Annotated in this window: 11 protein-coding genes, 5 tRNA genes and 1 pseudogene; 3 read left to right on the forward strand and 14 right to left on the reverse strand. The window is 70.2% G+C overall.

Annotation, left to right across the window (positions count from 1 at the left end; translation table 11 throughout):
* The first annotated feature begins 548 nt into the window (after positions 1–548).
* Positions 549–2,141 (forward strand): S8 family serine peptidase, encoded by a 1,593-nt coding sequence (locus tag VLK66_RS06655; protein ID WP_325308605.1) that lies wholly within the window; start codon positions 549–551, stop codon positions 2,139–2,141.
* Positions 2,142–2,242: 101 nt separating this feature from the next.
* On the opposite strand, the gene VLK66_RS06660 is transcribed toward VLK66_RS06655, so the two are convergent.
* The 9 genes and pseudogenes from VLK66_RS06660 to VLK66_RS06700 all read right to left on the reverse strand — a co-directional run bounded on the left by VLK66_RS06660 (position 2,243) and on the right by VLK66_RS06700 (position 16,014).
* Entirely contained in the window at positions 2,243–4,252 is a 2,010-nt protein-coding gene (locus VLK66_RS06660) for an amidohydrolase family protein (RefSeq protein ID WP_325308606.1), read from the reverse strand.
* Positions 4,253–4,550: 298 nt separating this feature from the next.
* Entirely contained in the window at positions 4,551–4,991 is a 441-nt protein-coding gene (locus VLK66_RS06665; protein WP_325308607.1) for a hypothetical protein, read from the reverse strand.
* A 331-nt stretch (positions 4,992–5,322) separates the two neighbouring features.
* A complete protein-coding gene (locus tag VLK66_RS06670; RefSeq protein WP_325308608.1) occupies positions 5,323–6,048 on the reverse strand; it encodes an SH3 domain-containing protein in 726 nt (241 codons plus the stop codon).
* Between the two features lie 134 nt (positions 6,049–6,182).
* Complete coding sequence (locus VLK66_RS06675; protein ID WP_325308609.1) at positions 6,183–7,439, reverse strand: hypothetical protein; 1,257 nt, start codon at positions 7,437–7,439, stop codon at positions 6,183–6,185.
* 358 nt (positions 7,440–7,797) lie between these two features.
* Complete coding sequence (locus VLK66_RS06680) at positions 7,798–9,138, reverse strand: GAF domain-containing sensor histidine kinase (protein ID WP_325308610.1); 1,341 nt, start codon at positions 9,136–9,138, stop codon at positions 7,798–7,800.
* Positions 9,139–9,315: 177 nt separating this feature from the next.
* On the reverse strand, positions 9,316–10,362 hold the full coding sequence (locus VLK66_RS06685; protein WP_325308611.1) for an alpha/beta hydrolase: 1,047 nt from the start codon (positions 10,360–10,362) through the stop codon (positions 9,316–9,318).
* A gap of 208 nt (positions 10,363–10,570) precedes the next feature.
* A complete protein-coding gene (locus VLK66_RS06690; protein ID WP_325308612.1) occupies positions 10,571–11,920 on the reverse strand; it encodes an epoxide hydrolase family protein in 1,350 nt (449 codons plus the stop codon).
* 302 nt (positions 11,921–12,222) lie between these two features.
* Positions 12,223–13,038: pseudogene (locus VLK66_RS06695) on the reverse strand (alpha/beta fold hydrolase); the annotation flags it as partial.
* Positions 13,039–13,626: 588 nt separating this feature from the next.
* Positions 13,627–16,014 (reverse strand): sigma 54-interacting transcriptional regulator, encoded by a 2,388-nt coding sequence (locus VLK66_RS06700; RefSeq protein WP_325308614.1) that lies wholly within the window; start codon positions 16,012–16,014, stop codon positions 13,627–13,629.
* A 402-nt stretch (positions 16,015–16,416) separates the two neighbouring features.
* Here VLK66_RS06700 and VLK66_RS06705 point away from each other — a divergent pair, with 402 nt between their 5' ends.
* A complete protein-coding gene (locus tag VLK66_RS06705) occupies positions 16,417–18,096 on the forward strand; it encodes an FAD-dependent oxidoreductase (protein WP_325308615.1) in 1,680 nt (559 codons plus the stop codon).
* 368 nt (positions 18,097–18,464) lie between these two features.
* Positions 18,465–20,840, forward strand: coding sequence for an alpha-ketoacid dehydrogenase subunit alpha/beta (locus VLK66_RS06710; RefSeq protein WP_325308616.1), 2,376 nt, complete (start codon positions 18,465–18,467; stop codon positions 20,838–20,840).
* Between the two features lie 1,116 nt (positions 20,841–21,956).
* Here the strand turns inward: VLK66_RS06710 and VLK66_RS06715 are convergent.
* The 5 genes from VLK66_RS06715 to VLK66_RS06735 all read right to left on the reverse strand — a co-directional run bounded on the left by VLK66_RS06715 (position 21,957) and on the right by VLK66_RS06735 (position 22,466).
* Positions 21,957–22,039: transfer RNA gene (locus VLK66_RS06715), tRNA-Ser, on the reverse strand.
* Positions 22,040–22,060: 21 nt separating this feature from the next.
* Positions 22,061–22,134: transfer RNA gene (locus tag VLK66_RS06720), tRNA-Pro, on the reverse strand.
* A 35-nt stretch (positions 22,135–22,169) separates the two neighbouring features.
* Positions 22,170–22,256: transfer RNA gene (locus tag VLK66_RS06725), tRNA-Ser, on the reverse strand.
* Positions 22,257–22,265: 9 nt separating this feature from the next.
* Positions 22,266–22,352: transfer RNA gene (locus VLK66_RS06730), tRNA-Ser, on the reverse strand.
* 41 nt (positions 22,353–22,393) lie between these two features.
* Positions 22,394–22,466, reverse strand: a tRNA-Gln gene (locus VLK66_RS06735).
* Positions 22,467–22,553 lie beyond the last annotated feature (87 nt).

The raw sequence follows: 22,553 nt of genomic DNA on the forward strand, positions 1-22,553 counted from the left end.
CGGGCCGATCCGTCCCGAAACCGACAGATCCGCCCGTACCCAAAGACCAGCTAAGCTATTGCCTTCATTTGGCTTGCCAATATAAACGTGTTCCCTAAATGCGTCAATCGGTGTCCTCGCACGGGGACGGCCATCCAGAAATTCAACATTCCCGCGTTCGCGCAGGGTTCAAAAAAGGTGACGGAGCAGGGCACGGTTCGGCGGCGCACCCCGTCCGCGGGCGACGATCAAGGCTGAGGATGACCGGAGCCCACGTCACCAGACGCCGAGATTCATCGACAGCCGCTCAGGATCTCAGGAACGCGAAAGAGCCCTGCATTCACGAGAGATGCAGGGGTTCATTTCGCCACGGCACTTCACATCGGAGGCGAAGGAAACGCCAGGCCGACGCTTGCGCCGTCGCATGCGGGAGTGCGCAACTTACTCGTTATACAATCTTTTCGGGATAATCCTTGCGCGGAGTTCAGGGAGGAGCTACTCTGGACTTACGATAAGGTGTGCTCCTAAAGGAGCGCACTCGTAGAAACTCATTATGAGGAGAGTGGCGCATGAGAAACAAGTGGTTGCACTGGGCGGCGGCCTCACTGCTGGTGGCGCTCGCCGCCTGCGCCGACGAGGTAACGAGGCCCGACCTGCGGGCGCCGCAGGCATCACGCACTTCGCGCCGGGGCGACGTCGTACCGGACCGCTACATCGTCGTCTTCCGGGAGACGGTCGGCGATGCGCCCGGGCTGGCGCGGCAGCTCGTGGCGGCGCACGGAGGGACGCGGCACTATACCTACCAGCACGCGCTGAAAGGCTTCGCCGCCACCCTTCCCTCCTCCGCCATCGAGGCGCTGCGGCACAATCCCAACGTCGCCTACGTCGAGCCGGACCGGGTGGCGGCCCTCGACCAGACCGCGCAGCCGAGCCCCGTCTGGAACCTGGACCGGGTGGACCAGCGCCGTCTGCCGATGGACGGCACCTACTACTACGCCTGGGCGGGCGCCGGCGTCACGGCGTACATCATCGACACGGGGATCCAGACGTCGCACCCGGAGTTCGGCGGGCGCGCGCAGGTGGGCTACGATGCATTCGGGGGGAACGGCCAGGATTGCACCGGCCACGGGACGCACGTGGCGGGCACCGTGGGCGGCGCCACGTACGGCGTGGCGAAAGCGGTGAAGCTGGTGTCGGTGCGCGTCTTCGAATGCACGAACACCACCACCTGGTCGGCGGTGATCGCCGGCATCGACTGGGTGCGCCTGCATCACCAGACGCCCGCCGTGGCCAACCTGTCGCTCGGCGGCGCCGCGGACTCGGTGGTGGACGCCGCCGTGCGCAACCTGATCGCCAGCGGCATCACCGTGGTGGTGTCGGCCGGGAACGATGCGGCGGACGCGTGCAACTACTCGCCCGCGCGCGTGGCCGAGGCGCTGACCGTGGGCGCGACCGACCAGACGGACCAGCGGACGTCGTTCTCCAACATCGGTAGCTGCCTGGACGTGTTCGCGCCGGGGATGAACATCACCTCGGCGTGGATCAACGGAGGCTCCAACACGATCAACGGCACGTCGATGGCCGCTCCGCACGCCACGGGTCACGTAGCCCTGTTCCTCCAGGAAAAACCGGCCGCGACCACCATCGAGACACGTGATCGGGTCGTCGCCAACGCCACACCCGGCCTCGTGACCTCGGCAGGCGCGGCGTCGCCCAATCGACTGCTGAATACGCGGCTAGGCCGGGACTACGGCGCACGTTCGCCCGTGCACCGGACCTATCAACCATACTTGGTAGACCATAGCTACTCGCTCGCGCCGGGCGCGCTGGATTATCCGCTCGAGAAGCTCGACTACTTCTACACGGCGAGCGATTCCTCCGCCGGGCACATTCCCCTGTACCGCTGCAGAGACCAGACCTACTACAATCGCAACCTGCTTTCCGTGAACGGCAGCTGCGGGATCTTCACGCAGGGCGTGCTCCAGGGCTACATCGCGACCTCACAGGTCACCGGCACCGTGCCGCTGTACCGGGTCTACCATCCGGGGTATCATGACAATCTGTACACCAAGAGCATTACGGAGGTGCAGGACAAGGTGGCCAACGCCGGGTACGTCGATAAGGGCATCATAGGCTACGTGTACAACACGCCGTCACCCTGAGCGGCACCCCCGGCCGAGGATCGGCGGGCTCGCCAAACGCATACCGGCCCCGCGATCGATGGCGATTGCGGGGCCGGATGCTTTCGAGATCCACCGGTGGATCAGGGGACCGGGGCGACCCCGATAGCGGCGTACAGGCGGTCCGGCTGGTAGACGACGCCGTCCTTCACCACCAGCCGCGTGCGGCGCACGTCCGAGATGTTGGTGGTGGGGTCGCCGTCCACCAGCACCACGTCGGCCAGGCGTCCGGCGGCGATGGTGCCCAGCTCGCCGTCGCGCTTCATTACCTGCGCCGCGCCCAGCGTGGCGATGTACAGCACGTCGGCCGCCGGGATCCCCGCCTGTACGTACAGCTCCAGCTCGCGGTGCAGCTGGAACCCCGAGAGCGCGTCGGTTCCCGCCACCAGCCGCACCCCCTGGCGGTGCAGCATCCCCACGAGCTGCACCATGCGCCGGTAGCTCTCGCGGTAGCGCGCGTCCATCCCCTCCGGCACGGGCAGGCCGCCGGTAAGCAGGCTGCGCCGCACGTTCACCGGCAGCCGGTCCGCCACCGCCGCGAAGTCCGGCGACACCTCGCCGCTGCGCGCGGTGAACATCCCTTCGAACGCGTTCAGCGTGGGGTCCACCACGATGTGCCGGTCGCGCAGCAGCGCCACGAAGCGCTGCACCTGGGGCGACGACAGGTCCAGCCCGGCCGCCATCGCCGCGGGGCGGGTGAAGCGCGCCGGGGTGCGGGTGTCGATGCTGTCGCCCAGGAAGTTCAGGACGAGGAAGTTGGCGTGCTGGATCTCGTCCATCCCCATCCGCACCCCGTCCTCGGCGGTGAGGTGCCAGGGGATGTGCCCGCTGACGCGCATCCCCAGCGCGTGCGCCCGCTGGATGATCCCCGGCAGCAGGGTGGTGTCGAGCGAGCTGTAGACCTTGATCTGCTCCGCGCCGAGGCGGCGGTACGCGTCCACCGCGGCCCGCGCCTCCTGCGGCGTCGACACCTTCAGCCCGGTGGGCGCCGTGAACGGCCCCGGCCCGTCGATGAAGCCCGCGATGATCAGCCGCGGGCCCAGCTGCTCGCCCGATGCCCAGCGCCGCCGGAGCGTGGTGACGATGGTGGTGTCGTTGCCCATGTCGCGCACGCTGGTGACGCCCGCGGCCAGGTGCATCAGCCCGTCGATGGGGCTGTTGTGCGTGTGCATGTCCCACAGCCCCGGGAGCAGCGTCTTCCCCGCCCCGTCGATCACCTCCGCCCCCGCCGGCACGCTTACCGACCCCGCCGGCCCCGCGGCCACGATGCGGTTCCCGTCGATCACCACCGTCATCCCGGTGCGGCGGACGCGCGCCGCGGGGTCGAACACCGCCACGCCGCGAAAGACGAGGGGGTGCCCCGGATGCCGCGCCAGGGTGCGGGCCATCTCCGCGTAGCGCCGCTCCTCGGCCGCGTCCTGCGCGCGCACGAGCTGCGGGAGCACCGATTCCCATCCCGCCTCCACGGTGCCGCCCCACCCGCCGCCCTGCGCGAAGAAGCGCCGCTCCGGTGTGAGCCACAGCGTCATCGGCTCGAAGCCGAAGCCGGCGATGCGGTACTCGGTGACGGTGCGGGTGCGGCCGCCGGCGCTCACCTGCAGGTCGCCCACGCGCTCGAGGGTGGCGCGCCCGCCGGGAAGCAGCGGGAGCGCGTGGTCCGGCGCGTCGAGCAGCGCCCGCGCCAGGATCCCCGCGTCGGACGCATCGTTCATCGCCGCGTAATACGCCGGCCCGCTCACGGCGGCGTCGCCGTGCTCGGCCGCGCTGCGCCAAGTGGCGCGGCCGTTCGCGATCTCGAACCGCTCGTCCACCGGGTTCTTGTAGTAGTCCACCCCGGTGGTGTGCAGCATCGCCGGAAGCCCGTCGGCGCCCAGGCGGACGTGCGTCTCCAGCTCGGCCCCCCGCCCGCGGTCGTTCACCTTCGAGGTGAAGCGCAGCTCGCCGTCGGGCATCGTCCACCCCCGCAGCTCGCCCGCGCTGCGCTCGCCCAGGACCACGGTCCAGCGCGCGGTGTCGGAAGCCGCGGGGTTCTGCGCCGGGAGGCGGGCGGCGGAAACGAGGCACAGCGCAAGGAGGATCGCGGGTCGTTTCATGGGAGAGCTGGCTGAAGGGGAACGGGTGGAGACGAAAATCGGCTTCCCGGGAAGTAGGGGCGATTCGATAAGGGGCGCAAGACGGACGTGAAAGGAGGGGAGGGCGCCGCAAGGAGCGTCCTCGCGCGCCGGACCTTCGCGCGCGGGGATTCGCGATCGCGCCGATGCCGGCGTCATCGATGCTTCCGCGGCCGGGCCGGCGAAGCGCCGCCACGCCGGAACGCACGAAAGGATCTCCGCCGGGGGTCGGCTGCCGCACGTGGCGGATGGCGGGAACCCGACCGCCTCCCCCGGCGGTTCAGATCATCACGGGGATTCTGCCGATGTCCAGGAGCAGCGCGTCGAGGCAGCGGCTGCTCTTTCCCCAGTCGAACATCTGCCCCTTGATGGCCGTGCTCGCCCGCACCTCGGTGCGCGGGTCGGTGCGGCGCAGCGCCACGAGAACCTTTCCCTCCCACGACCACAGGTCCGAGGGGAGGACCGCCTCCACCATGCAGCCGTCGCTGGCGAGGTGGAATTCGTGCAGCACCTGGCCGTTGCGGGCCAGGGAGCACAGCAGCGCGGCCAGCGCCTCGTGGATGGGCCGGTCGACGGTGGCCACGCGCTCCTGCCCGGTCTTCACCCCCAGCCGCGCGTAGATCGGCTGCGCGATCCCGATGAGCGGAGAGAGGGGAATGGGAACGCCCGTGAGCGCCTGGAACGGCCTGTCGAAGAGCTTCAGGAACTGTTCCGCGCTCATCCGGCCCCTTGCCTGCGCCGCATGCTCGCCCACCAGCTGCCTCACCTGCGGCGAGCGGGCGAACGCCGCCAGATCCGATGCCGGCGCCGGAGCCGGAGCCGGTGCCGGTGCCTGTGCCGGCTCCGGAAGCCGGGCACCGCCACCCGCCAGCGGCGCCCCGCACGACCAGCAGAACCGGCCCTCCGCCTTCACTCCGCAAGCCGAGCAGTACATGGGTGTCCTCCGGATGGAGCGGTCACGGTCCGGCGTACGCTGCCCGTAGCCGCCACATTCGCTCCATACGACGCGGGGCGCTGCGTCCACGGCGCCCGTTGTGGTATTCGATCTATCGTCAGCGTCCGCACTGGCCCGGCTGCACGGAGCCGCCAGGCGCGGGAGCCGGCAACGGCGAGATCCACACCTCGATCAGCCCCGGCCGAGCGTGGAACAGCCCAAGGCGCTGGCGCGTCAGCATCGGCCAGAGCGGCATCGTCACCGTGTAGCCGCGCCGCGCCAGCTCGGCTTGGACCCTGGTGCAAACGACGCGCGCGAGAACACTGTCACCCTCGAAAAAGTAGCGCACGCCGCCGTAGGTCTCGGGGCGGTTCTCGCCCGCAGGAAGGACGTGCTCAGGCGTGCCGACCCGCCAGTCGTCGTGCTGCTTCAGCGCCAGCCGCACGCGGGAGACCGTCTGTCGGTCGCCGGGATCCTGGTACTGGAGGGTGATGCGAGTCGGCCCCGGCACGTACGGCGCCGCAGATCCGTGTGCCGCCTGCCCTGACGGCCCCTCGGCCAGGTAGCGCCTGCTGGCCCACCCCTCGATCCCGCGCACACGGATGCGCGCCCAGTCCGGCGCGCCGCCGGGCAGGATCTCCACTGGCTCGCCTCGCCCGGCGATGGTCAGGACAGGCTGGGTGCTGCCAGGCCCCGCGCGCACGTTGAGGTCCGGCGCGATGACGAACGCCGTCGCCACAGCCGCGATTACCGGCGATGCCGAGATCTGGCCCGATCCGAAGATCACGCGTACGAGCCCGAGCGCCACGCCGAGCACCATCCACTGTGCGACGTATCCGCGCATCCCGGTCGAGGGGGATCTGCCACCAGGAACAGAGGCACCGGTACTCATCGATTGCAATCCTTATCCAGCGGAATGGAAGGGATAGTTGAGTTCGAAGAGATGGGAGATGCGGATCAGTCTCGAAGCGAGCCACTCTAAGAATCGTCGGGGAGATTCGCTGCGATCACCAACACCAGCAGGCCGAAACCTAAGGCGGCGCCCACCTTCAGCGCCTCCACACTGATGTAGCGCGCCTGCCAGGCGTCTTCCTCCGCCTCGCGCCGCCACATCGCGCCCACGGCCGCGGTCGTGAGAAGGGCCGCCAGGACCACCGCGTCGAACACGGGCGCGCTGGCGTGCTGGAACATCGCGGCGAACGCTCCCGCCACTGCATCGGGGAGCGCTTGGAAATGACTGGCAGCAGGGGACCAGGTGTTGAGCATCCACGCATGCTCGTGCCACGCCACATCGATGCCGGCGGCCACGTCCGGCAACCCGGCGGTGACTGTCAGCAGCAGCGCGAACGCGCTTCCCACGGAGAAGCCCGCGAGCGCCATCGGACGCTCGCCTCGTCCACCCTCCCACGCCGTGCGGAACTGATCAATGGCGAGCCGGCCCAACATCCCGAGGACGAACACCAGCGCCCCGGCGACGCCGAGCACCGCAACGAACGCCAGGACCACCATCAGGACCACGCCGACCGCGGCGAGGATCCATGCAACGATCGGCGCGAGGAAGTGCAGGATTGGCAGCAGCAACGAGGCATAGCACCAGCGGAGCAGCGGAACCGTCAGCCACACGACCGCCGTAGCTGCCACTGCCGCCAGCGCGTACTTCACGAGGGTCAGACCGAGGGCGCGCACCAGATGGACCAGCGCGTACACCACGCCAATGGCGAGTCCGATTCCCGCCAAGTACGGAAAGATGACGGCGACAAGGGTGGAGATGAAGTGGAACACCGCGCCGACGATGCTGAAGACGAAGGCGAGGATCACGCCAACTGTGCTCGCTATCTTCACCAGCACCACCCCCATCCAGCTTAAGAGCACGACTGATCCGAGCCCCACGCACAGCCCCGAGAGCCCGTTCGCCAGCCGGCCCGGTTTCATGAAGACGAGAGAGGTGACGAACAGGATGGCGAGGTACCACCAGAGACCCACCACCAGCCATTCCGCGAGCAGGGGGCTCCACGCGGTACCCGCCCCGGTGAACGCCAAAGTGTTCTCGGTGAACCGGAGCACCGACAACGTTGGGTTTGCGAGCCACTGCGGCGCCCAGTGGTTCGCCACGTATGCCAGGAAGCCCCGGAAGTTGTAAGTGAAGAAAACGAGACCTACGGCGAGGTCGGCGCCCAGCAAACGCCAGTTGAAGCTGGCAGCGGGCTTCTTGACCGCGGGAAATGGAGATCTCATGATCGCGCAACACGGAGGGATGACGCCATTGTGAAGGTGGCACGTTAACGGACAATTCCCAGCGGCGGAAGAGTCTTGTCGCCACATGCGGGTACCCGCTGGCAAGATGGCTTGGCAAACGAACGCCGTAGCTCCGCCCCCAACGCCGGCCCGCCTTCGTCGTGCTCAGGGTGCCACTCACAACGAAACTGCCCTGCCACCCGTGAGGCGACAGGGCCGCAATTCGTTTGCAGCGCAACAGCGGAGGCGGAGGAACAGCCCCTGCCTGTGCCCCAGCGTACCGTGACCGCCGCGTCAGCCAAAAACCAGTGGCAAGCACGCATCTCCCGCCAGCCGAGCTTCGGCGACCGGGGGATGGTCAGCCCGCGGCCCCGGCCTCGGCTCGAATCGTGGATGAAGATGCGGCCGCGGGGAGCGTGAACTGGAACCTGCTCCCTCGCCCCGGCTCGCTCTCGGCCCAGACCCGGCCGCCGTGCGCTTCCACCATCCCCTTGACGATGGCGAGGCCGAGCCCCAGCCCGCGCCGGTCCGACCGGCGGGCCTGCCAGAACCGGTCGAAGAGGTGGGGGAGATGCTCCGGCGGAATCCCGGGTCCGCTGTCCTCCACCCACCACCGCACCTCATCCCCCTCCGCGCACGCCCCGACCTCGACCCGCCCGCCGGCGGGGGTGAACTTGAGCGCGTTGCCGAGCAGGTTGCCGAGCACCTGGAGAACGCGGTCGCGGTCGGCCATCACCGGGGGAAGCGGTTCGTCCAGCCGGAAGCCGATCTCGATCCCCTGCTCCTCCGCGGTTCCCCGGTGCGTCTCGATCGCCTCGCGCACGATCGGCCCCACCGCCTCCGGAGCGGGGTCGATGGCCAGCCGCCCCGCCTCGATCCGCGAGATGTCGAGCAGGTCGTCGATCATCCGGTTGGCGCGCCCGGTGGAGCGGAGGATGGTGCGCAGGGTGCGGCCGAACACCCCGTCCCGGAGCTCCGGCGAGGCCTCTTCCAGCAGGTACGAGGCGCCCTGGCCGACCGTGTTGATGGGGTTGCGAAGGTCGTGCGACACCACGCGCAGCACCTCGTCGCGCGCACGGACCGCCTCCTGCGCCGCGCCGTACAGCCGCGCGTTGTCGATGGCCACCGAGGCGATGCGCCCCAGCTCGCGCGCGAGCACCAGGTCGTCGGCCTGGTAGTAGCGGTCGGTGCGGGTCGAGGCCAGCGCGAGCCCCCCGAGGCGGCTTCCCCGCGCCAGCAGCGGCACGTACATGAGCGAGGTGGGCGCCAGCCCGCTCCACGCTTCGTGCTCCTCCTCGCTCGCCGCGTTCCGGCGCAGCCACTCGGCGGTCACCGGGGAGATGAGCACCGGCTCCTCTTCCTTCAGCCCGAGCGGAAAGGCCGAGGTACCCTCCGAACCGCCGACCTCGGCCACCAGCCGCTGCAGCTGCGGGAGGCGGCCCGGATCCACGTGCGCGATCCCGAGCGCCCGCACGCCGCCGTCGGGCTCCACGACGTCCACCACGCACATGCAGGCCACGCGCGGCACGGCCAGGTCCGCCAGCGCCTGCAACGCGCGCGCGTAGTCCAGCGTGCTCGCGAGCGTCTGGCCGGCCTCCATGAGAAAGCGGAGCGCCTCGCGCGTGCCGACCCGCGACCGCTCCAGGCCGCGGTCCTGAGGAAGCTCCGAGGGCGCTTCGATGGAACTCGTGCCGCTCATGCTCGCTCCCGCTCGAAGAAATCCCGGCCACCCCGCGCCTCGCCGCAAGATACGCACGCGCAGCGATCGCCGCCCGCCTCGCGCGCGCCGTGCGGCGAAGAGGGATGGCGGCGAGGCGGACGCGGTTGACGGAGCGGGGACCGGTTCGGCGGGCTCGCGGGCCGGACGAGCGCCGGATCAGTAGCCGTCGACCTCCACGACGGCGTCAGCGAAGGCTACGGGGGCTTCCTGGGGCAGGTTGTGGCCGACGCCGCCCGTGACGACCCGGTGTGCGTATCTCCCCGAGAACTTCCCGGCGTAGGCGCTGGCGTCCGGGTGTGGCGCGCCGTTGGAATCGCCCTCCAGGGTGATGGCGGGGACGGCGATCACGGGAGCACCGGCGAGCCGCCTTTCGAGTTCGTCGTACTTCGCCTCGCCTTCGGCCAGTCCCATCCGCCAGCGGTAGTTGTGGATCACGATGGCGACGTGGTCCGGGTTGTCGAACGCGGCCGCGCTGCGCTCGAAGGTGGCATCATCGAAGCTCCACCGCGGCGAGGCGAGCTGCCAGATGAGGCGGTTGAAATCGTGCCGGTACCGTTCGTAGCCCGCGCGGCCGCGCTCCGTGGCGAAATAGAACTGGTACCACCACTTGAGCTCGGCGTCCGGCGGCAGCGGCGCCCGGTTGGCTTCCGGGCTGCCGATCAGGTAGCCGCTGACGGAGACGATCGCCTTGCAGCGCTCCGGCCAGAGCGCCGCCACGATGTTCGCCGTCCGCGCTCCCCAGTCGAATCCGGCGACGATCGCCCTCTCGATACCCAGCGCGTCCATCAGGGCGATGGTGTCGGCCGCGATCGCCGACTGCTGGCCATTCCGGAGCGTCTCGCCCGAGAGAAAGCGCGTCGTCCCGTGGCCGCGCAGGTACGGCACGATCACGCGGTAGCCCCTCGCCGCCAGCAGCGGCGCGACGCCGGCATAGCTGTGGATGTCGTAGGGCCAGCCGTGGAGCAGGACCACCGCGGGGCCGGCGGCGGGGCCGGCTTCGGCGTACCCTACGTTCAGGACGCCGGCATCGACCTGCTTCACCGGACCGAACGACGCGATTGTCCCCGGAGTGGTCGCGCCCGCGGGGCTCGTCCGGCTGGATTGCGCGTCCGCGGAACCGATCGAGGCGAGCTCGGCCGCGGCGAGGGCTGCCGCGGCGGCGCTCAGGAAGCCACGGCGGTCGAGGTGGATTGCTTCGGACATCATCTCTCCAGTCGTCCCTGGAATCCGGACGAAATCCCGGCCGGTCGCGGTTGCGCGGATGCGGCCGTTTCGCTCACGACGGCAGCGCTTTGCCGGACTGCTCCGCCACCATGTACGCGGCGTACCACTCGGGCCAGCCCGCGCCCGAGCAGGCCGCGACGTCTCGCGGGAGAGGCACGGCATGCGGCGCGTGCCCCTCTCCCCGCGGTCAGCGCAGGGTCCTGAACGACGCCCGCATCTCCCCGGTAAAGAGCGCGGGCTGCTCCCACGCGGCGAAGTGGCCGCCCCGGTCCAGCCGGTTGTAGTGGATGAGCCGGGGGTACGCGCGCTCCGCCCAGCTCCGCGGCGCGGCGTAGATCTCGTCGGGGAAGGCGCTCACGGCCACCGGGAGCTTCACGCCCCGCACGTCGAAGAAGCCTCCGCTCGCCGGAAGCTGCGCGGTGTCCCAGTACAGGCGCGCCGAGGAGATCGCGGTGTTCGTCACCCAGTAGAGCGTGACATTGTCGAGCACGTCGTCCCGCGTCAGCCCCTCCGTCTTTCCGTCGAAGACGCGGGCGATCATCTCCTGGCTGCGTGCGTCGTGGTCCAGCATCCAGGCCGCCAGGCCGACCGGCGAGTCGACCAGCCCGTACAGCGTCTGCGGACGGTTGTTCATCTCGATGGCGTAGCCCAGCCCCTTCTTGTAGAAGAAGTCCAGCTGGTCCCACGCGCCGCGCTCCTCGGGCGTGAGGCCGGCGGGCGGTGCCTGGCCGAACGCGAGCGCCTTCGAGACGTCGGCCGGGACCGTGGCCGCCATGTTGGTGTGGATGCCGAGCAGCCCCGGCGGCTCCTGCAGGGCCATCACCTCCGAGACGGCGTTCCCCCAGTCGCCGCCCTGCGCCACGTACCGCGTGTACCCCAGGCGCTGCATCAGCGTCGCCCACGCACGGGCGATGCGGACGGGGTGCCACCCCGGCGCCGTGGGCTTGCCCGAGAAGCCGTAGCCGGGGAGCGAGGGGATCACCACGTGGAACGCGTCGGCCGCGCTCCCCCCGTGCGCCGTGGGATCCGTCAGCGGCGCGACGACCTTCAGCTGCTCGATGACCGAGCCGGGCCACCCGTGGGTGATGATGAGCGGCAGCGCGTTCTCGTGCTTCGAGCGCACGTGGATGAAGTGGATGTCGAGCCCGTCGATCTCCGTGACGAAGTTCGGCACGGCGTTCAGCCGCGCCTCCACCTTCCGCCAGTCGTAGCCGCTCGCCCAGTAGCTCGCGAGTGCCTGCATGGTCGCCTGCTGCACGCCCTGCGACGCATCGGCCACCGTCTCCCGGTCGGGCCACCGCGTCGCGGCGACGCGCCGGCGCAGGTCGGCGAGATCCGCGTCGGGGATGTTCACGCGGAACGGACGAATCGCGGGATCGGTCTGCCCGCTCACCGCCAGCGGTGTGTCCAGCGTCACGACGTCGGTCATCGCGCTAACTCTCCTGGAAAGGGCGAGAAGGCCCGGCTGGCCGGCGGCGACGGTCGCGGCCGCGGCGGCGAGGAAGTGGCGGCGGGTGAGATCGGGCGGCTCGGGCATGCGGTGCCTCCTTCGGCGGGTGGCCACGGTACGGACGTCTATCCCTCCAGCGGGGACCAGCCCGGTCCCGCCGGTCGCTCACCGCTCCTTCGGTCGTTCCGATTGCACGATCGTTTCTTCACCTGGTCATGAGTCCGGCACGGCGGCGGCGGCATCGGCCGCCTGCCCCGTGCCCCTCTCTCCGTCAGCGCGGGCGGCCGGAACGCGCCGCGCAGGGTTCACGAATCCGAAACCACGTGGCCGATCCCGGCGGCGAGCTCGGCCGGGCTCGCGGTGGCGCCCACCGGCTCGGCGGCCACCTGGCGGGCGAACTCCAGCAGGTCGGCGTTGAACCGCTCCCCGTGCGTGCTCATCAATCCGTGCGGCGCGCCCGGATAGATCTTCAGCGCCGCGCCCGGGATCATCTTCGACGAGCGCAGGCCGCCCACGGTGATGGGCACGATCTGGTCGTCGTCGCCGTGGATGACCAGCGCCGGCACGTCCACCTTCCCCAGGTCCCGCCGGAAGTCGCTCTCGGAGAACGCCCTGATGCAGTCGTACGCCGCGGCCAGCCCGCACTGCATGCTCATCAGCCAGAACGCGTCCCGGACGCCCTGCGACACCTTCGATCCCTCGCGGTTGGCACCGTAGAAGGGCGCGCTCAGCTCCTTCCAGTACTGCGGCCGGTCCCCCGCTACGCCCGCGCGGATCCCGTCGAACGCCTCCATCGGCACGCCCTCGGGGTTGTCCGGCGTCCGCAGCATGAGCGGGGGGATGGCGCTCACCAGCACCGCCCCCGCCACCCGCGCCGTCCCGTGCCGGGCGATATAGCGCACCACCTCGCCGCCGCCGGTGGAGTGGCCCACGTGCACCGCGCCGCGCAGGTCCAGCGCTTCCGCCACCGCCGCCAGGTCGTCGGCGTAAGTGTCCATGTCGTTGCCCGCCCAGCTCTGCGTGGACCGGCCGTGGCCGCGGCGGTCGTGCGCGATGGCCCGGAACCCGTGCGAGGCGAAGAAGAAGAGCTGGTCGTCCCACGCGTCGGCGTTCAGCGGCCACCCGTGGCTGAAGACCACCGGCTGCCCCGAGCCCCAGTCCTTGTAGAAGAGCTGCGCCCCGTCCCTCGTGGTGATCGTCGGCATGGCGGCCTCCCTGTGGCCGTGCGGGGGAGAGAACCGGCGTGGACGCGGCAGCGTGCCCATCCACTCCCGGATGTACGGCGGGCAATGGAGCAGCTCGATCCCCTCGCCCTCGCACGCGGCCAGGAAGTCCACGCCCTCCAGGTCCACCAGCGTCACCTCGTCCAGATCGAGCGCAACCCGCCCGCCGCTGCTCCGGATGTGGACCCGCAGCTCGCCCACATCCTCCGGCTTGATGCGTCCGGCGAGCCGCAGCACCGCGGCTCCGCCGGCCGAATCCATTTCGATCTTCATGGTCATTGCGGGATTTCGGGCGGGCCGTGCGCGGAAGGAAGGGGCAAGCGGCGGGCCGGTGCCAAGCCATGGAACGGCAGGCACTTAGGATTTCCGCGAGTGCTGAATCGTCGGAAAATGCCGAGATTTCGGCGGGCAGGGGACGAAACAGATAGTCCTAAGTCCCAAGTCCCAAGTCCTGAGTGATCAGGCTGACATCGTATGCGCAGTTCAGCACTCAGCACTCAGCACTCAGCACTCAGCACTCAGCACTCAGCACTCAGGACTCAGGACTCGAGAACTTCCCAGCACCCAGACCTACCGTGGCCTGAAGCGCAGCTTGTCGATGCGCAGCGTCCGGATCTTCGAGTCGAGCGTCTGGCGGGGGATGCCGAGCCTGGCCGCGGCGCCCGATGGCCCGGAGACCCGGCCGCCGCACTCCGCCAGCGCGGCCTCGATCAGCTCCTTCTCGCGGTCCTCCAGCGTGGCCGCCAGGCGCACGGACGGCGTGGAAGGGCGGTCCGGCGGCCGCATCAGCCACGATTCGTCGATCGAGAAGGTATCGCCCTCGCACAGCACCACGGCGCGCTCGATCACGTTCTGCAGCTCGCGGACGTTTCCCGGCCAGTCGTACGCCTGGAACAGCGCCATCGTCGTCTTCGCCACCTGGCGGATGCGCTTGCCGGCCCGGCGGGCGAAGCGCTCCACCAGGTAGCCGGCCAGCACGGGGATGTCGTCCACCCGCTCGCGCAGCGGGGGAATGCGGATGGGGAACACGTTCAGCCGGTAGTAGAGGTCGCGGCGGAAGGCGCCGCTCGCCACGGCGGCCTCCAGGTCGCGGTTGGTGGCGGCCAGCACCCGCACGTCCACGCGGACCGGGCGGCTGCTCCCCAGGCGCTCCAGCTCGCGCTCCTGCAGCACGCGCAGCAGCGCCACCTGCGTCTCGGCCGGGAACTCGCCCACCTCGTCCAGGAAGATGGTGCCGCCGTCGGCCGCCTCGAAGCGCCCGATCCGCCGCTGCAGCGCGCCGGTGAACGCGCCCTTCTCGTGCCCGAACAGCTCGCTGGCGATGAGCGACGGCGGGATGGCCGCGCAGTTCACGCGGATGAAGGCCCGCCCCGCGCGCCGCGACCGCCCGTGGATGGCCCGCGCCACCAGCTCCTTGCCGGTGCCGGTCTCGCCGCTGATCAGCACGGTGGAATCCACCGGCGCCACCTTCGCCACCTGCGCCAGCACCTGGCGCAGCGCCGCCGACCCTCCGACGATCTCCTCGGCCATCGAGACGCGGTCGATGTCTTCGCGCAGGGCCAGGTTCTCGTTCCGCAACGCCTCCTCGGCGCGCTTGCGGTCGTCGATGTCCGTCCCCGTGGCGTACCAGTGGACCAGGCGCCCCCGGTCGTCGTGGAAGGGGCGGAAGCGGATGAGGAACCAGCGGTACTCCCCGTCCGCGCGCCGAATGCGCTGCTCGTTCTCGAAGGGGACGCCGCGCAGCAGCGCCTGGTGGCGTTCGTCGCGCAGCCGGGCCACGTCTTCGGGGTGGAAGGTGCGGGCCCGGAAGTCGGGAGCCATCACCTCCTCCATCCCCAGCCCGGTGTAGTCGAGCACGGCCCGGTTCGCGTAGAGGGCCGTGCCGTCGGGGGCCAGCACCAGGATGGTCTGCGCGATCGCGTCGGTGATCCGCCGCAGCTCCTGCTCGTCCTGGCGGAGACGATGCTGCGCCCGCTTCAGCTCCTCGATGTCGGTGTTGGTCCCGTACCACTCCACCACGCTGCCGACTTCGTCGAGCACCGGCTCGACGCGCACCATGAACCAGCGGTACTCGCCGTCGTGGCGCCGCAGCCGGACCTCGTACCCGGTGGGCCGGGCCGCGGGCGCGACCTCGCTGCGCCAGCGTGCCTGCGCGGCCGGGGCGTCGTCGGGGTGAACGATGGCGCGCGCGACGTCGGCCGCGGCGGCGGGGCGGTACGCTTCGCCGCGAGGGATCCCGGTGTACTCGTGCCAGCGCTGGTTGAGGTAGTCGGCCACGCCGTCCACGCGCACCCGCCACACCTGGGTGGGGATGGCATCGAGGATGGCGCGCAGCCGGCGCTCGGAATTCCCGAGCTCCGCCACGGCCCGCTCCAGCGCGGCCCGCGACCGCTCGCCCTCGATGGCGATCACGGCGATCTGCGCCGCGTCCTCGATCAGCTGGATCTCGCGGCTGTCCGGGGCGCGCGGCGCGCCGTAGTACATCGCGAAGGTCCCCAGCACGTCGCCGTCCTTCGAGAGCACCGGCTGCGACCACGACGCCCGCAGCCCGTGCGCGAGGGCGGCCCGGCGCGACTGTTCGGGAGAGGCGTCCGGCCACAGCGGGTCGGTCGCGATGTCGGGGATGACCACGCGCTCCTTCCGGAACGCCGCGGTGCCGCACGAGCCCATCGCGGGCCCGATGGGCACGGGGCTGAGCGCCCGGACCCAGGCCGCGGGAACGCGGGGGCCGGCCGCCGGCCAGAGCCGCGTGCCGTCGGCGTCCGCCAGCAGCACGGTGGAGATGATGCCGGGGTCCTGGGCGTCGACCGCGGCGCAGAGGTTGGCGAGGATGTCGGGGAGGCTCGCCCGGCCGGCGATCATCTCCAGCGTCCGCTTCGCCACCTTCAGCAGCGACACGGGAGGGTCGCCCGATGCGGCGTCGCGCTCCGGCGCCGGCGCGGCCCGGGCCCGGCGCACGCCGCCTGGAGTCTCTCCCTGCCGGCTCCGGTCGCGCCGGAGCCTGGCGGGAGGTTCGGAAGCACTCATCGCCATCTCCTGTTCGTTCCCGCCGACGATCCATCTGCCCGGAGGCTGCCTATCCCCCCTGCGCGGTCTCCAGCCGCGATTGAGATTCCGGGACGCCGCTCCGTCCCTCCGCCGGGTGCGGCCGGCCGGGCCGGGCTGCCCTGCGGACTCTCGCGGTTCGATCGTGTATGAGGCAAATAGAAGGCGGACACGCTGGAAGGCAACGCAAACATCTGGGTCTGTAACGAATCCGTCACCGCCGGGAGGTGTGACCCCGCGGCCCTTTACAGGGGCAGTCCCGCCGGGCATCGTGCGATGGAGCACCTTTTCGGACCCGATCGGGAGGACACCGGCATGGACGCCACCGCTCCGGACATCGCCGAGGTCCCGCCGGCCGCCGAGCGCATGTTCCCCGTGCTGACGCCGGCGCAGGTCGAGCGCATGGCGCGCCACGGCCGCGCGCGTGCCGTGCGCGCCGGCGAGGTGCTGATGCAGCCGGGCGACCGCGAGGCGCCGCTGTTCGCGGTGAAGGCCGGCGAGCTGGAGGTCGTGCGCCCGTCCGGCGCCGTGGAGACGCCGGTCGCCGTGCTCGGCCCCGGCGGGTTCACCGGCGAGCTGAACATGCTCTCGGGCCGCCGCGCCTTCGTCCGGGCGCGGGTGCGCGAGCCGGGCGAGGTGGTCGAGCTGAACCGCGAGCAGGTGCTCGCGCTGGTGCAGACCGACGCCGAGCTGGGCGAGATCCTGATGCGCGCGTTCATCCTGCGCCGCGTGGGGCTCATCGCCCAGGGGTTCGGCGACGTGGTGCTGGTGGGCTCGGCTCACTCGTCGGCCACGCTGCGCATCCGCGAGTTCCTCACCCGCAACGGGCATCCCTTCGCGTACGTGGACCTGGACCGCGACGAGGGCGTGCAGGCGCTGCTCGACCGCTTCGGCGTGTCGCTGGACGACGTTCCGGTGCTCATCTGCCGCGGCGAGGTGGTGCTGCGCAACCCCACCAACCAGCAGGTGGCCGACTGCCTGGGCTTCAACGCCGCCGTCGACGCCGCGCAGCTGCGCGACGTGGTGATCGTGGGCGCGGGTCCGGCGGGGCTGGCGGCCGCGGTGTACGCCGCGTCGGAGGGGCTCGACGCGCTGGTGCTGGAGACGAGCTCACCCGGCGGGCAGGCGGCCTCCAGCTCGCGGATCGAGAACTACCTGGGGTTTCCCACCGGCGTGTCGGGGCAGGAGCTGGCGGCGCGGGCCTACACCCAGGCGCAGAAGTTCGGGGCGCAGATGATGATCGCGCGCGGCGCCGCTCGCCTGGCGTGCGACGGGAGCCCGTACGCGGTGGAGCTCGGCGAGGAGACGCGGGTGCGGTCGCGCACGGTGGTCATCGCCACCGGCGCCGAGTACCGCGGGCTGGGGCCCACGCTCGAATCCAGGTTCGACAACGCGGGCCTCTACCACAGCGCCACCTTCATCGAGGCGCAGCTCTGCCGCGGCGCCGAGGTGGTGGTGGTAGGCGGCGGCAACGCGGCGGGGCAGGCGGCCGTGTTCCTGGCCGAAACCGCCGCGTGCGTGCACATGCTGGTGCGCTCCGCCGGCCTGGCGGAGACGATGTCGCGCTACCTGGTCCGCCGCATCGAGGAGCACCCCGGCATCGTCCTGCGCACGCGCACGGAGATCGAGGCGCTGGAAGGAGACGGCCACCTGGAGCGGGTCCGCTGGCGGCAGAACGGCGCGGATGCCGCGGAGACGCGCGAGATCCGGCACGTGTTCGTGATGACGGGCGCGGTGCCCGCCACCGCCTGGCTGCACGGATGCGTGGCGCTGGACGCGCACGGCTTCGTGAAGACGGGCCCGGACCTGACGCCCGACGACCTGGCCGCCGCCGGCTGGCCGCTCGGCCGCCCGCCGCACCTTCTCGAGACGAGCCTCCCCGGCGTGTTCGCCGTGGGCGACGTGCGCTCCGGCAACGTGAAGCGCGTCGCCTCGGCCGTCGGCGAGGGCTCCATCGCCATCTCCTTCGTGCACCGCGTGCTGCAGGACCGGTAGAGGATCGATTGAACCGCCTCCGAGCCTCACCGGCGGATGCGGGTAGCCCCGGGCCCGAAAGGTGCCAGGTTCAGGCAGGCTGCGAATCCGGCCCTGCTGGATGTCACCGGGCTGACGGAGGAACGGGAGGACCCCGTGAATTTCTCCGTTTCCTCCGCTCCCTCCGTGTGATAGTTTCAGGGGTGCCGGTGCGCAACGGATTTTGCGGAGGGATGAGAAGTGTGTATGCCCGACTGGAAATCCAGCCGGGCATATGTACTTTCCAGCACACCTGTGTGCCCCGGCCCCGGATCCGCATGGCATCGAAGTAGCCTCGGACCGTTGCCGCGCCCGCGCGAGAACCCGTATCGCAACAAGGAATCCGTTCATTGCTGACACCTGACGAGATCATCAGGGACTACCGCATCGCCTTTCGCAGCCGCCAGGTGAGCACGCTCGCCGTCGGCGAGGTGATGCTCGGCCGCGCCATGTTCGGCATCTTCGGCGACGGCAAGGAGGTGGCGCAGGTGGCGCTGGCCCGGGCGTTCCGCCCCGGCGACCTGCGCTCCGGCTACTATCGCGACCAGACGCTCATGTTCGCGCTGGAGCTGCTCGACGTGCGGCAGTTCTTCGCGCAGCTCTACGCGCACACCGACGTCGAAGCCGATCCGGCCTCGGGCGGGCGCGGGATGAACGCCCACTTCGCCACGCGCATGCTGGACGGCCAGGGGCGCTGGCTTCCGCTCACCGAGGGCTACCAGTCGTCCGCCGACATCTCGCCCACGGGGGGGCAGATGCCCCGGCTGCTGGGGATGGCGTGGGCCTCCAGCCTGTACCGCAACCTGGAGGAGCTGCATCCGTTCACCGACTTCTCGCGGGGCGGCGACGAGGTGGCGTTCGGCACCATCGGCAACGCGTCGTGCGCGGAGGGGGTGTTCTGGGAGGCGATGAACGCCGCCGGCGTGCTGCAGGTGCCCATGCTCATGTCCGTGTGGGACGACGGGTACGGCATCTCCGTTCCCAACGAGATCCAGGTGGCCAAGGGGAGCATCTCCGAGCTGCTGGAGGGCTTCCGCCGCACCCCCGGGAGCCCCGCGGGCTTCGAGATCGAGGTGGTGAAGGGGTGGGACTACCCCGCCCTGGTGGAGACCTACCAGCGCGTGACGGAGATCGTCCGCCGCGAGCACGTGCCCGCGCTGGTCCACGTGGTGGAGCTCACGCAGCCGCAGGGGCACTCCACCTCGGGGAGCCACACGCGCTACAAGTCGGCCGAGCGGCTGCAGTGGGAGCGCGAGCACGACGCCCTGCCGCGGATGCGGGCGTGGATCGTGGAGCAGGGGATGGCCACGGCGGAGGAGCTGGACGCGCTGGAGAAGGAGGAGACGCAGCACGTCCGCGCCGCCCGCGACGCCGCGTGGCAGGCGTACCAGTCGCCGATCGAGCAGGAGGCCGAGGCGCTGGCGGCGGTGATCGACCGCGCGGCGGCCGATGCGGGCGAGGCGCGCGCGCGGCTCGAGGCCGAGCGCGACGACCTGCGCCGCCGCAAGGCGCCGCTCCGGCGCGACCTGGCCGTCGCCGCGCACCGGGCGCTCGTGGCCGCGCGGGGCACGCCGGCCACGGAGCCCCTCCTCCGCTGGCGCCGCGAGCAGGAAGCGCGGATGGCGGAGCGCTACCACACGCACCTCCTCTCCGAGTCCGACGAGGCCGCGACGTGCGTTCCCGTGCTGCCGCCCGAGTACACGGCGGATTCGGTCGAGGTGGACGGCTACAAGGTGCTGAACGCCTGCTTCGACGCGGCGCTGAAGCGGGACCCGCGGGTGATCGCGTTCGGCGAGGACGTGGGACGGCTGGGCGACGTGAACCAGGGGTTCGTGGACCTCCAGGCGCGCTACGGCCACCTGCGCGTGGCCGACACGGGGATCCGCGAGGCCACCATCATGGGGCAGGCCATCGGCATGGCGCTGCGGGGCCTTAGGCCCATCGCGGAGATCCAGTACCTGGACTACCTGCTCTACGGCCTGCAGATCCTTTCCGACGACCTGGCGACGCTGCGCTACCGCACGGCCGGCGGGCAGAAGGCGCCCGTCATCATCCGCACGCGCGGGCACCGGCTGGTGGGCGTGTGGCACTCGGGCTCGCCGATGGCGATGATGCTGGGCGCGCTGCGGGGAGTGCACGTCCTCGTTCCCCGCGACATGACGCGGGCCGCGGGCTTCTACAACACGCTCCTGCGCTCCGACGACCCGGCCGTGGTGGTGGAGGTGCTGAACGGGTACCGGGTGAAGGAGCGGCTCCCCGCCAACATCGGCACGTTCACGCTGCCGCTGGGGGTGGTGGAGGTGCTGCGCGAGGGGACGGACTGCACGGTGGTCACCTACGGCGCCTGCTGCGCCATCGCCATGGAGGCCGCGGCGGCGCTGGAGACGGTGGGGATCAGCACGGAGGTGATCGACGTGCAGTCGCTGCTCCCCTTCGACGTGGACGGCGGCATCCTCCGGTCGATCCGGAAGACCAGCAAGGTGCTCTTCCTGGACGAGGACGTGCCCGGCGGCGCCACCGCGTACATGATGCAGGAGGTGGTGGAGCGGCAGGGCGGGTTCCACTGGCTCGACGCGGCCCCGCGCACCCTCTCGGCGGCGGCGCACCGCGCCGCCTACGGGCGGGACGGCGACTACTGGTCCAAGCCCAACGCGGAGACCGTCTTCGACGCGGTGTACGAGATCGTCTCCGAGACGGCGCCTGCGCGCTTCCCCTCGCTCGCCTGAACGGGAGCGGCGCACCTCAGGTGAAGGGGTGCCGGGAGCAGATGGACAAGGTCGCCGAATGGCTCGGGATTCAAGATGGATTCGGTCGAGGAGCGGTGAAACGGCGGTACACCAGAAACGAAAACGGCCCCGCCGGTCTAATAAGAGCGGCGGGGCCGTAGATCGTTTCAGCGCAACAGCGGAGACGGAGGGGCTCGAACCGCGCCCGCCGCATTTCGAGGGCAGTGCCTTGCCAGTTAGACTACGCCTCCAGAACTACTCCGACTTCCCAGTCGGGACGGCCGGATTTGAACCGGCGGCCCCTCGCTCCCGGCAGGAACGGCTCTGCCTTTGATCGTTGCCGTTCCGAATCAGAACACGTTTATCGCCAAATTCTTGCTGAGATGGTGCGATCGCGATAGCGTGGGCTTTGCCTTCAACGTTGGCCGCGCCCCGCGGCCAGTCCTGTGACCGATCAGCTGAGGGGGCAGTCATGTGGATACTCAAAAATCAGCTTGCCTGGACGTTGCCTCTCATCGCGTTTCTCGGCGGAGGGACCTCCACGGAGTTGCTCGCCAGGCGCGATCTCGCGGCGGTGCAGCCATGTACGGAGTGCAACATTGTCGAGGAAGGAATCTGGAACGAAAACCTTATCAACACGACGGTCTATGGGTACAGTCAGGACACCCATCGATTCTACCCAGTGACCGTTACGGCTGTTTACAGGGAGGGCCCCTATCGAGTTCTAGACTGGTACGATCCCGTTTCCGGCAGGCGCGGACATGACGACGCGACGAGGTATTACTCGTACCGGAACATGCAGAACATACGGGCTCGGGGCAACCAGCCTGATCCATCCCAAGTCGAGACCCAGGAGCGGAATGGCTGGCTGGCGAGCTGCGCCATGGCCCTACGGGGACGCGCGTCCCACAATCTAGCCGAGCAGTGGATCGGCGAACGCGGATGCTGCGAAAGCACCGCGGCGCGGCGCTATGGGCCGAACCACGCAGTATGCGGCTGACCGGCGGTTCCGAACGCCGGACGGGCCCGCCGGGTACAGCGATCGCAACTACGCCAACGCAAAACGGCCCCTGCGATCGTAAGATCGCGGGGCCGTTTGCGATTGCAGCGCAACAGCGGAGGCGGAGGGACTCGAACCCCCAAGGGCTTGCGCCCGCCGCATTTCGAGTGCGGTGCCTTACCAGTTAGACTACGCCTCCAGAACTACTCCGACTTCTCAGTCGGGACGGCCGGATTTGAACCGGCGACCCCTCGCTCCCGAAGCGAGTGCTCTACCGGGCTGAGCCACGTCCCGAAGCCCTTTGTGCCACACCTGCACCTGCATCCGAACGGACCGGGTGGGATTCGAACCCACGAGGGCTGTTACACCCCACACGATTTCCAATCGTGCTCCTTAAGCCGCTCGGACACCGGTCCAGGGCGGAGCGGAGAGGGCGGGATTCGAACCCGCGTCTGCCTTTTGAGCAGGACGGTTTAGCAAACCGTTGGTTTTAGCCACTCACCCACCTCTCCATGCCAGTACGCGCGCGGTCAGCCCACCGCGTGCGCCCGAGTTGCCCCCCCAGGGCTCGAACCTGGACTTTCCTGATCCAGAGTCAGGCGTGTTGCCAGTTACACCAAGGGGCAGCGGTGCCCGTTCCCTGTTTCAGGGTCTATACTCCACGGGCGAGGAGAGAACAGAGCGGGAGACGGGGCTCGAACCCGCGACCCTCA

This window comes from Longimicrobium sp. (assembly GCF_035474595.1).
Classification (GTDB): domain Bacteria; phylum Gemmatimonadota; class Gemmatimonadetes; order Longimicrobiales; family Longimicrobiaceae; genus Longimicrobium.